Origin of the sequence: Lonepinella sp. BR2357, assembly GCF_051851525.1 — a bacterium.
Lineage (GTDB): Bacteria > Pseudomonadota > Gammaproteobacteria > Enterobacterales > Pasteurellaceae > Lonepinella.
This window is the reverse complement of the sequence record NZ_JBPDVG010000006.1, coordinates 26710-42650: the sequence shown is the minus strand read 5'-3', so window position 1 is coordinate 42650 and position 15941 is coordinate 26710. Positions and strand designations below refer to the sequence as shown.

General features: G+C 42.0%; 15 protein-coding genes. 3 read left to right on the top strand and 12 right to left on the bottom strand.

All coding sequences use genetic code 11. The features are described from left to right. Position 1 precedes the first annotated feature (1 nt). The gene (gene tyrA / locus ACTG7L_RS05115) at positions 2 to 1129 is read left to right on the top strand and encodes a bifunctional chorismate mutase/prephenate dehydrogenase (protein WP_439327687.1); all 1128 of its coding nucleotides are present in this window, start codon (positions 2 to 4) and stop codon (positions 1127 to 1129) included. 121 nt (positions 1130 to 1250) lie between these two features. On the opposite strand, the gene ACTG7L_RS05110 is transcribed toward tyrA, so the two are convergent. The 8 genes from ACTG7L_RS05110 to ribA form a co-directional block, all read right to left on the bottom strand. Further along, positions 1251 to 3941 carry an autotransporter outer membrane beta-barrel domain-containing protein gene (locus ACTG7L_RS05110; protein WP_439327686.1) on the bottom strand — a complete coding sequence of 897 codons (2691 nt, stop codon included), beginning with the start codon at positions 3939 to 3941 and terminating at the stop codon, positions 1251 to 1253. A gap of 260 nt (positions 3942 to 4201) precedes the next feature. Continuing rightward, positions 4202 to 4912, bottom strand: a complete 711-nt coding sequence (locus ACTG7L_RS05105) for a SanA/YdcF family protein (protein ID WP_439327685.1) — start codon at positions 4910 to 4912, stop codon at positions 4202 to 4204. Positions 4913 to 4963: 51 nt separating this feature from the next. Beyond that, the gene (locus tag ACTG7L_RS05100) at positions 4964 to 6262 is read right to left on the bottom strand and encodes an adenylosuccinate synthase (RefSeq protein ID WP_439327684.1); all 1299 of its coding nucleotides are present in this window, start codon (positions 6260 to 6262) and stop codon (positions 4964 to 4966) included. Positions 6263 to 6367: 105 nt separating this feature from the next. Beyond that, the gene (gene hflC / locus ACTG7L_RS05095) at positions 6368 to 7255 is read right to left on the bottom strand and encodes a protease modulator HflC (RefSeq protein ID WP_439241801.1); all 888 of its coding nucleotides are present in this window, start codon (positions 7253 to 7255) and stop codon (positions 6368 to 6370) included. After that, the gene (gene hflK / locus ACTG7L_RS05090) at positions 7255 to 8487 is read right to left on the bottom strand and encodes an FtsH protease activity modulator HflK (protein WP_439327683.1); all 1233 of its coding nucleotides are present in this window, start codon (positions 8485 to 8487) and stop codon (positions 7255 to 7257) included. Before hflK ends, hflC begins: the two co-directional genes overlap by 1 nt. A 34-nt stretch (positions 8488 to 8521) precedes the next feature. Next, positions 8522 to 9004: an SsrA-binding protein SmpB gene (gene smpB, locus ACTG7L_RS05085; RefSeq protein ID WP_439241796.1), complete on the bottom strand. Its 483-nt coding sequence runs from the start codon at positions 9002 to 9004 to the stop codon at positions 8522 to 8524. Positions 9005 to 9146: 142 nt separating this feature from the next. Continuing rightward, the gene (gene arcA, locus ACTG7L_RS05080; protein ID WP_439257619.1) at positions 9147 to 9851 is read right to left on the bottom strand and encodes a two-component system response regulator ArcA; all 705 of its coding nucleotides are present in this window, start codon (positions 9849 to 9851) and stop codon (positions 9147 to 9149) included. Between the two features lie 137 nt (positions 9852 to 9988). Beyond that, entirely contained in the window at positions 9989 to 10657 is a 669-nt protein-coding gene (ribA, locus tag ACTG7L_RS05075) for a GTP cyclohydrolase II (RefSeq protein ID WP_439327682.1), read from the bottom strand. 94 nt (positions 10658 to 10751) lie between these two features. Between ribA and ACTG7L_RS05070 the strand changes: the two genes are divergently transcribed. Then, positions 10752 to 11495, top strand: a complete 744-nt coding sequence (locus ACTG7L_RS05070) for a phosphatase PAP2 family protein (RefSeq protein WP_439327681.1) — start codon at positions 10752 to 10754, stop codon at positions 11493 to 11495. Between the two features lie 27 nt (positions 11496 to 11522). Then, the gene (nagK, locus tag ACTG7L_RS05065) at positions 11523 to 12437 is read left to right on the top strand and encodes an N-acetylglucosamine kinase (protein WP_439327680.1); all 915 of its coding nucleotides are present in this window, start codon (positions 11523 to 11525) and stop codon (positions 12435 to 12437) included. Positions 12438 to 12488: 51 nt separating this feature from the next. Here nagK and ACTG7L_RS05060 read toward each other — a convergent pair whose 3' ends face one another. The 4 genes from ACTG7L_RS05060 to ACTG7L_RS05045 all read right to left on the bottom strand — a co-directional run bounded on the left by ACTG7L_RS05060 (position 12489) and on the right by ACTG7L_RS05045 (position 15913). Next, positions 12489 to 12842 carry a DUF4870 family protein gene (locus ACTG7L_RS05060; RefSeq protein WP_439241784.1) on the bottom strand — a complete coding sequence of 118 codons (354 nt, stop codon included), beginning with the start codon at positions 12840 to 12842 and terminating at the stop codon, positions 12489 to 12491. A 283-nt stretch (positions 12843 to 13125) separates the two neighbouring features. After that, positions 13126 to 13770, bottom strand: coding sequence for a hypothetical protein (locus ACTG7L_RS05055; RefSeq protein ID WP_439327679.1), 645 nt, complete (start codon positions 13768 to 13770; stop codon positions 13126 to 13128). 110 nt (positions 13771 to 13880) lie between these two features. Next, a complete protein-coding gene (locus ACTG7L_RS05050; protein ID WP_439327678.1) occupies positions 13881 to 14699 on the bottom strand; it encodes a D-hexose-6-phosphate mutarotase in 819 nt (272 codons plus the stop codon). A 176-nt stretch (positions 14700 to 14875) separates the two neighbouring features. After that, positions 14876 to 15913 (bottom strand): extracellular solute-binding protein, encoded by a 1038-nt coding sequence (locus ACTG7L_RS05045; RefSeq protein ID WP_439327677.1) that lies wholly within the window; start codon positions 15911 to 15913, stop codon positions 14876 to 14878. Between the last annotated feature and the right edge of the window lie 28 nt (positions 15914 to 15941).

Sequence of the window (15941 nt, the reverse complement as noted above, 5' to 3'; positions counted from 1 at the left end):
AATGGACGTATTAAAAGAGATTAGAACTGAAATTGATAGCGTAGATGGCGAACTGATTAAGCTGTTTGCTAAACGTTTGGCGTTGGTGAAAAAAGTCGGTGAAGTGAAACATCAACATGGTTTGCCCATTTATGTGCCTGAACGGGAGGCAGATATGTTAGCCGCTCGCCGTCAAGAGGCGGAAAAAATCGGGGTACCAGCGGATTTAATTGAAGATGTGTTACGCCGTTTTATGCGGGAGTCTTACACCAGTGAAAATCATTTTGGTTTTAAAACCGTTAACCCTGACATTAAAAAAATTGTGGTGGTCGGGGGGAATGGTAAACTCGGTGGATTATTTGTGCGTTTCTTAGGTTTATCTGGTTATACCGTGGAGATATTGGGGCGCCAAGATTGGCAACGAGCGGATCAAATTTTGGCCAATACTGATGTGGTCATTGTCTGTGTACCGATTGCCAATACCTTAGACACCATTGAACGCTTGCAACCTTATTTAACCGAAAATATGCTACTCACCGATTTAACCTCGGTTAAACGTCAGCCATTACAAAAAATGTTGGAAGTCCATCATGGGGCAGTTGTGGGGTTACATCCTATGTTCGGCCCTGATGTTGCCAGTATGGCAAAACAGGTCATTGTGCGTTGTGATGGGCGTTATCCAGAACGTTATCAATGGTTGCTTGAGCAAATGGCGATTTGGGGGGCGAAAATTTATCAGGTCGAGGCGGCGGAACACGATCACAGCATGACCTATATCCAAGCCTTACGCCATTTTTCCACTTTTGCCAACGGCTTACATTTATCCAAACAACCGGTGAAATTAGCCAATTTATTAGCCTTGTCTTCACCCATTTATCGCTTAGAATTAGCCATGATCGGGCGTTTATTTGCTCAAGATGGTGGATTATATGCAGATATTATTATGGATAAACCCGAAAATTTAGCTGTGATTGAAAGCCTCAAAGACAGCTATGTGGAAAGCCTGAAATTCTTTGAAACTGGCGACAAACAGGGTTTTATTGATACCTTTAATAAGGTCAGTCAGTGGTTTGGTGAATATTCTGATCTCTTTATGAAAGAAAGTCGTCAGTTATTACAACAGGCAAATGATAGTCGGCGGCACGATTGATAGGCTAAATACCGCCATTAACCGTATTTTTTAAACGTTGTTTTAAACGTTGCCTCGAGATAACAAAAAGCACAGATCATTTTGATCTGTGCTTTTATTATTTATTAACGAGATATTCCGTTTACCACTGATAACGATACACGGCTTGAGCTGCGATATCTTGATCTACTCGGCTACCGTTGGCGACGCTCACTTCAGCGCCCAAACGGTGGTTGCCAAAGGTGAGATTGAAACCTGCCGCCGTTTCTACACGAGTGTGAGCAGAGGCCACATTCAAGGCAACGTTGTTTACGTAAACATCATCATTGTCAGTACGTGTGCTTAACACATTGACTTCCATGTAAGGTTGTAAGCGACTGACAGGGCTGATAACAAGATCTTTTGCCACACGAACACCCGCTTTTGAAGTCAAGGCTGAAATATCAGGTTGTGCTTCGTTAGATTGTGTTTTTGTCCACATTAATTGTACATGTGGTGTGACAGTCCAATCATCAAATTTAAAGGCTTTGCCTAATTCGGTTGACAAGGTATAACCGTTGATATGATGTGAATCCAAATAGTCAGATTCTACTTTGATACGTTCATATTTCACGATATTGTCAGAATACCAGCCGTTTTCGTTTTGGTAAGTCGCATATAAACCAACATTGTTACTGTGCAAGCTAGCGCTGCCATATTGACCATTGTAATCAATGCTTGAGTAGGCTGTTCCTACGAATCCACCCACACGGATATCATCGTTTACGGCGAAATCGGCACCGAGTTGTACGCTGTTGTAATCTTGGTCAAAGCCATTGGTTCTATAGCGATCGGAAACGGCGGTGTTAGCAAAATTAAAACGAGTATAATGGTATTTTACCCACACATTGTCGTTTTTACCTGCTTTTAATTCGCCCAAACGGTGATGAATATCGTGCAAACTTTGTTCTAGGTGGAGTAATTCAGCTTGGCGGATAGAGACTAACGCATTACTATAACCATTTAATCCTTGCAAGGTTGAACTCGCAGTGTTGCCGCTTGAACCTGTATTTGAGTTAGCAGTCTCTGTATCCGTTGAACCTGCGTTTGGCGCAGCAGGTGCAGTAGGATTATCTGTCGCATTATTGCCAACAGTGCCAGCCGTCTCTGTATCCGTTGAACCTGCATTTGGCGCAGTCGGATTCTCTGTTGCGTCACTGTCATCTGTGGAAGCGGTATCAGTGTTTTCTTGTGGTTTTTCAGGCTCTACAGGCACTAATTCACCCTCTTTATTTCTTAACACCCAGTCATTGCCGTCAAACTCTAAGCGATAGCGATATTTTCCTGAATCCACATAATCCTTTTCTGCTAACGTAAATTTTGCTGAATGACTATTTTCATTTCCTTTTACCACGGTTACCTGACCATTGGGTTCATCGGCGACGTCACCTACACCGTTAATGACTAATTTATAGTCCCCAGTCGCTTCATTTTTTAGCACAATCACATCAGAGAGTTCTTGAGTAAAGTCAGTATTCAAGCTAAAAATCGCATCACCTGTTAAGTTTTGATGAACCACTAACTGTCCAAAGCCTTTCCAGCCAAGCTCATTATCCGCACTGTAGTCAATGCCATCAAAAGCAATGGTAGAGTTGCTAACATCTAAGGTTTTTAAGCTGGAATAGCGATAAGAACTTGGCATCGTCCATGTACTGTCTTTTAAAGAAAGATTATAGTGACTGGTCTTCTCTCCAGTTGTATTACTGACAGCATCATGCGTAATTAAACCGTATACCTCACTGCCATTACTGATATTAATGTCAATATTACTGCCGTTTTCTCGGTAATTACGGTCATACACTAAATCAGATTCAATGTCTCTATCGAGGATAATTTTACTGTGGTTTATATTAATGGTGTCGTGGTTATTATAAGTTTGTGCAAGAGAATCCCAATAAATCGCAGATGTTTTTGCAGTAATGGTACTATCGTTAATATTCAGGGTAATCACATTACTCGGATGAATTTTCTCATTTGTCACAGGTATATAATACCCGCCAACATATATTGCATTACCCTTTGGTGCATCGATCTTGGTATTTTGTAATGTTAATGATTGAGCACGCTGTGTACCTACCACACTAACCGCCGTACCGCCAAATTGTGCGTTCGGGGACAATGTTAAGGTGGAGTCTTTAATGACTGCATCTGCACTGAGTACACTATGATCTGGTTGCCATATTATACCATTGGTTTCAAAATTTTGGGTCATATTTTCGGCAGTAAACCCTCCATGAGCAACATAAATACTGCCATTGACGGTACTGTTTTTCACGGCTGTATTCACAAGCATTGCACAAACATGGCCATTAATGGTGGTATTATCGGCGGTCTCAATTTGTTGATATTTAATATCGCCCTCTTTAATAGCTGAGAACCACCCTGAGGTATAATCCGGTAGATTCCCAATCAAAAGATTTTCACTGGCTGGATTGGCTAAGATCCCTTTGCTGGCATCATTTGAATCGCTAGTTACGTACTTATTCAAAGCAGGATGGGGGACGGCAGAATCTTTCGTATAAAAATACGTCCCAAAACATCCAGAGGGTCTTGGCGTATTGGAGCGGCGTGCTTCTGGATTGGTGGCAGCATCAGGGCTGATATGAATTGATGGGTTACTTGCATCGGCAATAAGGGTAGGCATTGTCGTTACCGATTCCGCTTGAGCAAAGTTTGCAACGAAAAATAAAGAAAGAAAAATTGGACTTAATTTAAATGCTAAATTAGCTTTTGATTGATTGATTGATTGATTGATTGATTGATTGATTGATTGATTGATTGATTGATGCGACATACTGTATCCTATATTTTTTTAAATAAACAGGTTGATCATTCTAAATAATATTCATATTAGAAACAATGTACTTTACATTTTCTTTACATTGAATAATGCGGCTAACAAGACAGAATGATGCGATAAAAAACCTTGTGCTAGCTTATGCGAACAGGGTTTGCTGATGTTTTGGTAAATTGTTTAAAATCTGGTCTAACCTGTTGAGAGGGGATAAAGCACAAAAACTGAACGGCAGCTAATATTCCCCATTTTTCCCCACATTATTCTTCTGTTGCCAACCGATTTAAGGGTACCGGTAGCGGTTCTGGTTCCCCCAAAAAGTGCGGTTTTTTTTCGGTGAGTAATTCCCATACCATCAGGAAACGGGCGAAAATTTCACGAAAGCGGGTGAGGGTGTAGATATCGGGATTGTCTGCGGCAAAACAGATGGCATTGATATGGTGATATTGGGCAATAAATAAGGCCCGTTCGCAATGGAATGCTTGTGAGATGATAATCATGGGTTCCGCATGAAAGACTTCTTTAGCCCGAATAATGCTGTCGAGGGTGCGAAAGCCGGCATAATCGGGGTATAAATATTGCGGGGCAATGCCCATTTTAATCAGATCCCGTCGCATGGTGCGAGGTTCGTTATATTGCAAAGTACGGTTATCGCCACTCAATAATACATAGTCAATCTTCTGCGCATCAAATAAGGCTTTAGTGCTTTCTAGACGATGATTATAGAATTGATTGGGGACGTTTTTGGTGACGTATTTGGCCGTACCTAATACCACTGCATAAGGACGATACGGTGTGTTTTCCACTTTCTGGTAAATATCATCACGGACTTTATAACCGACATATTGATCGATAAGGATAAGTGTTAGAACCGCAATAAAGAGCAAGCTTATAACGGTATAAAAGAGCCACTTTAGGGTTATCTTGCTAAGAAGATAACTGCGGGTCTGTTGCGAACGTTCTGTTTGCATTGCTTATCCTAAGTCGTCCCCCATTGCGGAGAATGGGGGAGTGGGTGGTGATTAAACAGCAAAAGGATCTTGCAAAATCATGGTTTGAACACGATCAGGGCCGGTGGACAGAATTGCCACAGGTACGCCAGTGACTTGTTCAATGCGTTTGACATAATCACGGGTAGCTTGCGGTAATTGATTAACATCCGTGACGCCGAAAGTATTTTCTTTCCAACCTGGCATGCTTTCATAAATTGGCTCAACACCCTCCCAGTCTTTGGCAGAAAGGGGAGCGAAGTCCACCACGTCGCCGTTTGGTAATTTGTAACCAACGCAGATTTTAACTTCATCAAAGCCATCCAATACGTCCAATTTGGTCATGCAGAACCCTGAAATGCTGTTAATTTGAATGGCACGACGCATGGCGACGGCATCAAACCAACCACAACGGCGTGGGCGACCGGTGACTGCCCCAAATTCGTTGCCTTTGCGTGCAATTTCAGCACCGACATCATCAAATAATTCGGTGGCAAATGGGCCACCACCCACACGGGTACAGTAGGCTTTGATAATGCCTAAAATATAATCTAAATTACGAGGGCCAAAGCCGGCACCGGTTGCTACACCACCTGCTGTGGTATTTGAACTGGTGACGAACGGATAGGTGCCGTGGTCAATATCTAACATGGTGCCTTGTGCGCCCTCAAATAAAATGTTGTCGCCATTTTTGCGAGCGGTATCTAATAGGGTGCTGATGTCTGCCACCATGCCAATTAATACGTCGGCAACGGCCATCACGTCATCTAAGGTTTTTTGATAATCGACGGGTTCCGCTTTGTAGTAATGGACCAGTTGGAAATTATAGTAATCTAAAATAGTTTTCAGTTTTTCCGCAAATTTTTCACGGTTAAACAAATCGCTGACACGTAAACCACGGCGCGCCACTTTATCTTCATAAGCGGGGCCGATACCACGGCCAGTGGTGCCAATTTTATTATTGCCTAAGGCAGCCTCACGAGCGTGATCCATTGCCACGTGATAAGGCAAGATTAATGGACAGGCTTCAGAAATCAATAAACGTTCACGCACTTTAATACCACGGCTTTCTAATTCGCCCATTTCTTGCATTAAAGCAGAGGGAGAAAGCACCACGCCGTTACCGATTAAGCAAGTGACACCCTCACGTAAAATACCGCTTGGAATTAAACGCAATACGGTTTTCTCGCCATTGATAATTAAGGTATGACCCGCATTATGGCCGCCTTGATAGCGCACCACATATTTTACTCGGTCGGTTAATAAATCAACGATTTTGCCTTTTCCTTCGTCACCCCATTGGGCGCCGAGGACAACCACACTTTTTCCCATAATCATTTCCTGTTAGTGTTTAAAAAAATCAACCTAGATACTTTACTATTTTTTAGTTTAAAGCTCAATAAAAAAGCCTAATCCAGTGATTAGACTTTTTTAAAATTATTTCTTCGGTGCCTGCATATAGCGGAAAAATTCGCTATTTGGTTTCAAGATCATCATGTTATCCGAACCCGCAAAGCTGTTTTCATAGGCTTTTAGACTGCGTAAGAAACTGTAAAATTCGGTTTCATGCGCAAAAGCATCAGAATATAATTTGGCTGCGGTAGCCTCGCCCTCACCTCGTAAGGTTTGTGCGGTTTTATTCGCATTGGCCGTAATTAACGTGACTTTACGATCTACATCTGCTTGAATAAAGGCGGCTTTTTCTTTCCCTTGTGAGCGGTGTTCACGGGCAACGGCGTCACGTTCGGCACGCATACGTTGATAGATAGAGGAGGACACTTCATCCGGCAAATTAATTTGCTTAATTCGCACATCAATGACTTCAATCCCTAATTCTGCCGTGCTGTCTTGGCCTGTACTGAGGGATTTTTTCGCATCTGCCATTAATTCGCCACGGGTGCCAGACACAATGTCTTTAATGGTGCGGGAACCAATTTCAGAACGCAAACGGTCGTTGACTTTACGGCGTAATAAATTCGAGGCTTGGGTGTAATCACCGCCGCCCGTGGTGGTGAAGAAACGGCCAAAATCGCTGATTCGCCATTTGACATAGGAATCCACTAAAAGGTCTTTTTTCTCCACGGTGACAAAACGATCCGCTTGGCCGTCTAAGGTTTTAATTCGAGCGTCAAGCAATTTCATGCTATCTAATACCGGCACTTTGAAGTGTAAACCTGGTGAATAGACTTTGACTTTGTTATCGACGTCACGTTGCACTTTGCCAAAACGTAACATAATGCCACGGCTGCCTTCTTGTACCACCACAAGGCTAGAATAAAGCACCAAAGCTAATACGATCACAATGGAAGTTAAATATTTACGCATTAGTTAAATCTCCCTTGGCGATTATTGTTGGTTGAGCTTGGCACGTTATAAACTGGCTGAGAATTCACCGCACTATTATTACTGCTATTACTTGAGCTTGGAATGGTTTTCTCAAAACGTTGTACATCCGTTTCTGGCACGCTCGCTGGTTTCTGGCGTAATAACTGATCCATAGGTAACACGGTTAAATTATTGCCGGCATCCATCATCACTTTTGGCGTTTTGGCCATCAGATTTTCCATGGTTTGAATATATAAGCGTTCTTTTAATACATCAGGCGCTGCCTTAAATTCTGGCAACAAACGTTGAAAACGTTCCACTTCCCCTTTGGCATCTAACACAATTTGTTCTTTATACGCCGTGGCCTCTTCTAAAATACGTTGCGCATTGCCTCGAGCGATTGGCTCACGTTCACGGGCATAAGCCTCTGCCTCACGAATATAACGTTGTTCATCTTCTTGAGCTTTAATGGCATCATCAAAGGCGTCTTTCACATCTTCCGGTGGGCGAGCAGACTGGAAGTTTACATCAATCACTTCTAAGCCCATATCATAAGGCTTAATGATCTCATTAAGGGCTTTCCACGTATCTTCTCTCACCACGGAACGGCCAGTGGTTAAAATATTATCCATGGTCATGTGACCGACCACATAACGCAACGCACTGTCGGTGGCTTGACCTAAGCTATCTTCCGCATTGGTCACGCTGAATAAGAATTTGGCGGGATCTTGCACACGATATTGCACGGTTAATTCAACTTTTACCATGTTTTCATCTTGCGTGAGCATGGAGCCTTGGGTTTTCAGCTCTTTGACTTGTTCAACATTCACCGGCAACACTTGATCCACAAAGGTCGGTTTCCAGTTTAAACCCGGTTGCACAATCGCATGCAGTTGACCAAAACGTGTTACTACGCCACGTTCAGCCTCTTTCACCGTATATAAACCGCTTAATCCCCACACCACGGCGCCAACCAGAACGGCAAGGGGCAATAATTTACCGACGTTAATTTCGGGTAATTTATTATTGGATGAATTATTTGAACCATTACCTTTATTTTTGCCGGATAATTTTTTCAGCAAATTGGTAAAGGCCTCCTCTAAATCGGGCGGCGATTGCTCGTTATCTTGCGATTTTTTCGGTTCATCTGTGGGTTGATTAGTTGGCTTTTGCGCCGAGGAATTGCCTGAATTCGTTCCCGGTGCTGCCCAAGGATCTTGATCCTGTGCCATTCATATTCTCCAAGTAGTTAATAAAAATGAGTGATTAGCCACGCTGGGCATGTTTCATAATACGATCTTTTTGAACTTTCCATTCACGATCTTTAATATCGTCACGTTTGTCGTGTAATTTTTTGCCTTTGGCCAAGCCAATTTTAATTTTCGCCCACGCATTTTTCCAATACAGTGACAAGGCCACAATGGTGAATCCATCACGATTTGCTTTGCCAAATAGGCTATCTAATTCTCGTTTGCTTAACAATAGTTTACGGGTTCGAGTAGGGTCGCACACAATATGCGTAGAGGCCACGCTTAAGGGTTGAATGGTGGCCCCAAATAAATAGGCCTCTCCATTGTTAAAAATCACATAGCTGTCACTAATATTGGCTTTGCCCGCACGCATGGATTTCACTTCCCAACCTTGCAGGGAAAGACCCGCCTCAATTTCTTCTTCAATAAAATATTCGTGTCTAGCCCGTTTATTTAACGCAATAGTATTGGAACCGACTTTATTTTTTTTCTTGGTCATAGTATTTCGTTGATTTCAAAAGATAAGACAATTCTACCTAATATCGGGGCAATGTACAAATAAACAAGGGGAATTATCAAGAAAAAGTGCGGTAAAAATTCGGCTAAATTTTTCACCGCACTTAAATGTCGCTTGAAAGGGGTTATTCTAAGTGACCACAAAAACGATAACCCTCACCATGAATGGTGGAGATGATTTCGGGTGTCCCCGCATGATCTTCAAAATGTTTACGAATGCGACGAATGGTGACATCCACGGTACGATCATTTTCTTTCAATTCACGGCCGGTCATTTTTTTCAATAATTCTTCACGGGTTTGAATTTTGCCGGGGTTTTGGCAGAAATGCACCATGGCACGAAATTCGCTGCGTGGTAATTTCAGAATGTCGCCCTCTGGGTTAATTAACGCATGTTGATTGACATCTAACGTCCAACCATTGAAACGGTAGGTATCGACTTTCGGATCGTCTTTTTCCTCGCCCATGGTACGTTGTAACAAATTACGGGCCCGAATGGCTAATTCTCTTGGGTTAAACGGTTTGGTGATGTAATCATCTGCGCCGATTTCTAGGCCGAGAATTTTATCCACTTCGTTATTACGACCGGTTAAAAACATCAGTGCCGTTTTGGTGTGTTCACGCAATTCACGGGCTAACATCAAGCCGTTTTTACCCGGTAGATTAATATCCATCACGATTAAATGGATTTCTTTGTTGGCGAGAATTTGTTGCATTTGATTACCGTCGCAAGCCTCAAAGGTATGATAACCTTCCGCTTGGAAAATACTTTTTAAGGTATTGCGCGTAATTGTTTCATCTTCAACGATAAGAATTTGTGGCGTAGCCATAGTTATGTGTCCTTCAAAAAACAAACATCACAAGCATGTGAAATAATAATCCGCTATTTTATAATTGTAACAATCTTGCAACAATAAAAATTTGCAATTAGTCACAAATTTTGTGATCTATGTCATAAAATTGGGGCTTATTTGGATGGAATTTCCGACAAACAATGGGGACAATTTAAAAAATGTTTTTCGCTATTTTCCGCCTCGCCTTGATGATGCACAATATAATGCCCCATTTTTTTCGCTTTGGTGTCTAAATAAGCGGTGTTGTAACGATTTTCCCCCACGTTTAATGGCACTCGTTCAACCACATTAATGCCCGCTTTTTTCATGGTCTCAATTTTCGCCGGATTGTTGGTTAATAAGCGTACTTGATTAACGCCTAATAACGCAAAAATATCCGCACAAACCGCAAAATTACGTTCGTCTGCGGCAAACCCCAAGGCTAAATTGGCCTCAATGGTATCCATGCCTTGATCTTGCAAGGCATAGGCCCGAATTTTGTTAATTAACCCAATGCCACGGCCTTCTTCTCGGTGATAAATCAACACGCCACGGCCCTCTTCGCTGATTTGACGCAAGGCGCTAGCGAGTTGAAAACCGCAATCGCATTTTAAACTATACAGCGTATCGCCGGTTAAACATTCGGAATGAATACGAGCCAACACCGGTTGACCATCTCGAATATCGCCCATCACCAAGGCCACATGTTCTTTTTTGTTCTCAGGGAATTCGAATCCGACAATCTTAAAAATACCGAATTCGGTCGGTAAATTGGCTTCAGTCACAAGCTGAATTTTCGCCATAAAATAAATCCTTATTTTGCTTTTAGTTTTCTAGTGATAGAATAGATTTCTCAATTACATTTCATTACATACTTTATTACATAGGACAGCCGCTATGCTAAAACGCCTTTCATTATATACTTTTTTACTTTGCCTTGTGCCATTTTTTGTGTGGATTTTTTCATGGCAATGGCAAGGTGATGGTGATTTAACCGCATTTGATCATATTTTATATGGGTTAACCGAAACGGGCAGTGTGCCTTATGCGGTGATAAGTTGTGCGGTGTTGGCCTTATGTTTTTTGCCACTTTTTTCCAGCAAATCAAAATGGATAAGTGCGGTGATCATTATGGCCATTTCGATGGTGATCACGCAAGGCATTAAAACCGCTGCCAAAACGGTGTTTGCGGAACCTCGTCCTTATGTCAGTGCCTTGGCAGAACAAAGCGGTGTGTCAACGGACTATTTTTACGATCAACCCCGTGAACAACGTGCGGTGATTGTCAGACAATTTTATGCCAATAAAACTGAAACACCCGCTTGGCTAGTTCATCACCGAGAAAGAGAAACAGGTTATTCTTTCCCATCAGGCCATACGATTTTTGCCGCCAGTTGGCTATTATTAGCGGTGGGCTTTACCCAACTTATGGGGCGCTGTCGTTTTGCCTCTAAAGTGTTAGTGGTCGGCGTATTGTTGTGGTCGGTATTGATGTTGGTGAGCCGTTTACGTTTAGGCATGCACCATCCGATTGATTTATTGATTAGCACCTTGATCGCTTGGATTGTCCATGCCGTCATGTTCTTTTATCTTGAAAAGAAACAGATTTTTCAGCAAAATAGATTATTATTTGTCAAATAGTGCGGTGAAAAAAAACAGGAGTTTTTTATGTTATATGGATTAGATATTGGCGGCACCAAAATTGAATTGGCGGCCTTTAATGCACAGTTAGAAAAACAATACAGCGAACGCATTGAAACCCCGAAAGACAGCTATCAACAATGGTTGCAAGCGATTGTGGATTTAGTGAATCGGGCGGATCAAAAATTCGGCGAAAAAGGCACGGTAGGTTTGGGCTTACCGGGTTTTGTTAACCGTGAAACAGGGTTAGCGGAAATTACCAATATTCGAGTGGCCGACAACAAGCCGATTTTGCAAGATTTGTCGGCATTATTAGGGCGAGAAGTGCGTGCGGAAAATGATGCCAACTGCTTTGCCTTATCGGAGGCGTGGGACAGCGAAAATCAGCACTATCCTTTTGTGTTAGGTTTAATTTTAGGCACGGGTTTTGGTGGCGGATTGGTGTTTAACGGCAAAGTACATTCCGGCAAAGTGGGCATGGCGGGCGAATTAGGCCATTTGCAATTAAACTATCACGCCTTAAAATTACTCGGTTGGGACAAAGCGCCGATTTATCGTTGTGGTTGTGGCAATCAAGCCTGTTTAGACACTTATTTATCGGGTCGTGGTTTTGAATTGTTATATCATGATTTAAAAGGTGAACAGTTATCAGCCAAAGACATTATTGAGCGCTTTTATGCCAAGGATAAAACTGCGGTGGAATTTGTGGATCTTTTTGTGGAACTCGCAGCGATTTCGATTGGCAATATTATCACCGCATTCGATCCGCACTTAATCGTTCTTGGTGGCGGGTTGTCTAATTTTGATTATCTGTATGAGGCCTTACCAAACGCCTTACCCGCCCATTTAATGCGAAGTGCTAAAGTGCCTGTGATTAAAAAAGCCAAATATGGCGATTCAGGTGGCGTGCGTGGGGCAGCAGCGTTGTTTTTGGATAAATAAGAGAATGAATAAACCCTGTTTAAAACAGGGTTTATTTTGTTATGCTGATAATTATTTAAACCAGCCTGTCGGTGTCACTGTCGCATTTTCTTTTAAACGCAATGCGCCGACGACAATGCGGAAAATATACCAAATAGATGCCGCACAAATAATCAATGCACCAATGCCGATAATCGAAAGAATGCCACCCACTACGAAACCCAATAGGGTTCCCCAGAACGTGCGGATTAAGAAACGATAATGATCTTGGTAAGCCCCAAACACTTCATTTTTCTTAATATAAGCCAGAATGACGCCCGCAATAGCGGGTAATCCGCCAAACAGAATGCCCGCCCCAAATAAGGCATAAGCAATCCATAGTGTAGAGCGTTGGTCATTCGTATTTGGAATAATGTTTTGATTCATAAAAACTCCCATAATAATAAAGAAAACTGAACAATACCGAAAGCTCAACTAGCAATAAACAATCAGCAACCAACAAAAGGGTATGACAATATACATTACGCAACCTAGATGACATCACAACCAACAAAGAAACAAGGCAATTCATCTTAGGCGGGTCGATACCCATCATTTTATCTGTTACTCTAATGTTCAATTAGAGTAGCTCGGTATTGTTCAGGTGCGTTTTCAAACAGATGCCCGAGGGCGCCTCTTTGCGGTCGCAACCACACCGTTTTATATTTTATTAGGCCAGATTTAAGGCTTCCGCCATGGCGTCATCTAATTCAATCTGAATGGAGGTTGCACCGTTCAGATCCCGAATTTCATCATTCAAACGAATACGTTGATTCTTTAATTGTGCCATTTTTTGTTGACGCAAAGCGGTTTGTTCCGCATTTTCTGTTTTAATTAATAGCGGAAAATCACGCTCAATGGCATTATAACGGGCGGATTCCGTTTCTAATTTGGCATAAATCGTTAAACGATCTTGCATTTCGTTGACAAAATCAGTGGCGTTGTCATCGGCCACATTACCATTTTGTTGAATATCATTTAGAAAACTTAATTGCGTATCAAGCAGACGAATATCGGTTAACCGATCGGAAATCCCCGTTTTTTGATTGGCCTGCGCAATGGTTTTACGTAACTGTGCCAATATTTCGCTAAATTTTATATAGTCGTTTTCATATTGTAAAAATTGCTGACTATTGTCCTCAATTTTTTGTAATACCGACTGACGCTTGCTTTCACTTTCCCAATAAAGCATATCGTTTTTATCAAGGTGATAACTGTATTTTTGCAAAGCCAGTTGTGCCGTTTCTTTCATTAATGTGCTAATGCGTTGTGCGATAACATGCGCTCTTGACAGTGAAAATTGATAGGTTTTCATCTTTTCTCCTTATGAAATTTTGAAACTGTTAATCATAAAATGGTGATGAATTGGGAAATTTCAAGAGGGAAGTCAGGTAGCGAAAGTGATCGCTACCCTGAGCGTTAAGGTTAAACTGCGGTGGATTTTACCTGAATTTTTACCCCCACACTTTCCTGCTGTAAAGCCTGTTTAATCCGTGCGGTTTCCACACAAACCATGGTTTGATAACCCGTTTCTGACATACTGCTCGTCGGTTTATGCCATGGATTCCATACCACAATGTCGGAGGCATTTTGATGTTCAACCGTAATCGTACGTTGATGGGCCTGATCTTCAATAATCGTTGCGCCATTTTTTGCGGAATAAATACAATCCACATTTTCCCTGATGGTACGTGGTGATGGCACAGTTTCTTGTTGTTTTGTCAATGAGTTAAAGGTTGTGGTTGGTAAATTGTGTAATTGTACCTGTTGAATATCGCCCACATTAAAATAACTATGTAACGCTAATTGCGCGTTCTCTTGCGAATAATTGGTAAAAATGAGTTCGCATTGTTCAGAAAATAACATTTGAATTGTGGCAATCAGCGTTTTATCTTCTGCGAACAAAGAGAATGTCAAACTTACTTGATTCGGGCTGATTTCATGCGTTGTTAAATCCCACAAATGGGTGCGAGCAAATCCATGCGCAGGTGTGCCGTTATTACCAAACCACGGAAAGCAAATTGGCACACCGCCACGAATGGCGGAGCCTTGTTTAAATGGCTCAATTTCGCTTAACCAAAAGACATCTTGTTTAGTATGTGCAGGTTGCCAACTGAATAAATGGGCGCCTTGCAAAGCAATTTTGGCGCTGCCAACATTGTGGTTTACTTCCAATACGGGAATGTCATTATAGTGATAAAGGCTGAGTTCATTGCTGATAGATTGGACGAAAGTGCGGTGCATAATGTTTCCTTTTTTTGATGGATGTAAATAAATATTGTATTGATCTTGTAGGGGCGTATTGCATACGCCCAAGACAGATCGAGCAAAAGGGCGTATGCAATACGCCTCTACAATTACATCACAAATATAATCAATACAAAAACTGAATATTTGACAATATTATCCCTGATTTTGGCTTATTTTGCACTTTCTTCTTTTTTAATGCCCGCCTCTTTAATCAACGCTTTGGCCTCATCTAATTCGGCTTTACTGTTTAGCGTGACTTTCGGTGGATTGAGGCTATCCAATGGCACTAAGTAGCCCACAGGTGAAACCGCTTTTGCATTGGTTGGCCATTCTGTAGAGGTCGACACATAGACTTCCTGTCCCTCTTTGCTGGTTAAGAAATCTAAGAATTGTTGGGCCTCTTTGGCTTGTTTTGTGGCTTTTAACACCGCTGCGCCTGAAAATACCAAGGTAGAATCCGCATCCGCATTACGCATATAATGGATTTTCGCTTGCACATTTTCTTGCCCTTTTTCTTTGTATAAACGCTCTAAATAATATTGATTAATGATCGCCACGCCTAACTCGCCCGCGTCCACTTTTTTCAAGGCATCTAAATGCCCGTTAATGGATTGGCCGTTGGCTTTAAGGGATTTCAAAAAGGCTTTGGTGGCATCGACACCGTGCAATTTTTTGTATACGGCCACTTGCTCAACTAATGCACCAGAGGCAGGGTGATAAGAGAAATTGCCTTTCCATTTTGGATCATTGACCATTTCTGTCCAAGACGTTGGCAAGTCTTTTTCCGCAATTTTAGTTGGATTGTAAGCTAACACACGACCACGCACGCCAATCGTCACAAAATCTTTGTTCGGGGCCGGTGGCACATTGTCGCTTTTCACATTGTTTAATGCGGTTTCACTCACAGGCGCAAGCAAGCCTGCATCACTTAAGGTCAAAAATAAATTAGCCCCCTCGGCAATAAAAATATCGGCAGAGGATTTATCGCCTTCTTCTTTTAATTGGTTAACGAAGTCCGAGCCTTTGCCCGCTTTTAGCTCAACTTTAATACCGGTTTTTTCACTAAATAATTGCGCCGCTTTTTCAACCCCTGTATTTTTCGGTTGACCGTTATACACCAAAAGATCGGCCATGGCGACATTGGATAACATCAAGCCAGCCGCGGCAAAACCCGTTAAAATCGCATTTTTTTTCAGTAATTTTTTCATTGTAATACCTTCCTCATGAATGTGAAAT